Genomic DNA, 1,886 nt, shown 5'->3' on the forward strand with positions numbered 1-1,886 from the left:
TAGCTGTTGGGTTCCCCCATTCGGAAATCTCTGGATCTTAGCTTACTTACAGCTCCCCAAAGCATATCGGTGTTCGTCCCGTCCTTCATCGGCTCCTAGTGCCAAGGCATTCACCGTGCGCCCTTTGTTTCTTAACCACATATTTCTCGCGCTATTATCACTTTTTAACTCTGTATTTCTACAGACTCGGTCAATTCTTTGGTTTATGATTTAATTTCGATTAAAATTATATCTTCATTTAAGAAAATTGTTCTAATACAATCTGTCGCATCGACGGATTATATTAGGTGTTGATATTCAGTTTTCAATGAGCTAAGTTTGAATGGTTCCTTGCAGTTAAACAAGAAAACTCACTCAAAACTGAACAAAGATAAAACACTTCATGCTGTAAAAGGTTCCAGTACTCCTTAGAAAGGAGGTGATCCAGCCGCACCTTCCGATACGGCTACCTTGTTACGACTTCACCCCAATCATCTATCCCACCTTCGACGGCTCCCTCCATAAAGGTTAGGCCACCGGCTTCGGGTGTTACAAACTCTCGTGGTGTGACGGGCGGTGTGTACAAGACCCGGGAACGTATTCACCGTGGCGTGCTGATCCACGATTACTAGCGATTCCGGCTTCACGCTCTCGAGTTGCAGAGAACGATCCGAACTGAGAATGGCTTTGAGAGATTCGCTTGCCCTCGCGGGGTCGCTGCTCGCTGTACCATCCATTGTAGCACGTGTGTAGCCCAGGTCATAAGGGGCATGATGATTTGACGTCATCCCCACCTTCCTCCGGTTTGTCACCGGCAGTCTCATTAGAGTCCCCAACCTAATGCTGGCAACTAATGATAAGGGTTGCGCTCGTTGCGGGACTTAACCCAACATCTCACGACACGAGCTGACGACAACCATGCACCACCTGTCTCCTTGCCCCGAAGGGCTTCACCTATCTCTAGGCTATGCAAGGGATGTCAAGACCTGGTAAGGTTCTTCGCGTTGCTTCGAATTAAACCACATGCTCCACCGCTTGTGCGGGTCCCCGTCAATTCCTTTGAGTTTCAGCCTTGCGGCCGTACTCCCCAGGCGGAGTGTTTATTGCGTTAACGCCAGCACTGAGGGGTGGAAGCCCCCCAACACTTAACACTCATCGTTTACGGCGTGGACTACCAGGGTATCTAATCCTGTTCGCTCCCCACGCTTTCGAGCCTCAGCGTCAGTTATAGACCAGAAAGTCGCCTTCGCCACTGGTGTTCCTCCATATATCTACGCATTTCACCGCTACACATGGAATTCCACTTTCCTCTTCTATACTCAAGTTTGCCAGTTTCCAATGCCGTTCCACGGTTGAGCCGTGGGCTTTCACATCAGACTTAACAAACCGCCTGCGCTCCCTTTACGCCCAATAAATCCGGACAACGCTTGTGACCTACGTATTACCGCGGCTGCTGGCACGTAGTTAGCCGTCACTTTCTGGTTAGATACCGTCAAACCGATAACAGTTACTCTATCGGCTGTTCTTCTCTAATAACAGTGCTTTACGATCCGAAAACCTTCTTCACACACGCGGCGTTGCTCCGTCAGACTTGCGTCCATTGCGGAAGATTCCCTACTGCTGCCTCCCGTAGGAGTTTGGGCCGTGTCTCAGTCCCAATGTGGCCGATCACCCTCTCAGGTCGGCTATGCATCATCGCCTTGGTAAGCCGTTACCTTACCAACTAGCTAATGCAGCGCGGGACCATCCTTCAGTGACAGCCGAAGCCGTCTTTCCCGATTGAACCAGGCGGTTCTGTCGTCTATGCGGTATTAGTCATCGTTTCCGATGGTTATCCCCCGCTGAAGGGTAGGTTTCCCACGTGTTACTCACCCGTGCGCCACTCACGTCAAGAGAACAAGTTCTCC

At 50.3% G+C, this 1,886-nt stretch carries 2 rRNA genes (1 of these 2 cut by a window edge); both read right to left on the bottom strand.

What is annotated here, in order from left to right:
- Window positions 1–137, bottom strand: a 23S ribosomal RNA gene (locus ACEN3Z_RS11580); it reaches 2,844 nt to the left of the window's first position.
- A gap of 274 nt (window positions 138–411) precedes the next feature.
- Window positions 412–1,886, bottom strand: a 16S ribosomal RNA gene (locus tag ACEN3Z_RS11585); the annotation flags it as partial.

The organism is Ruoffia sp. FAM 26254 (genome assembly GCF_045528545.1).
Classification (GTDB): domain Bacteria; phylum Bacillota; class Bacilli; order Lactobacillales; family Aerococcaceae; genus Ruoffia; species Ruoffia halotolerans.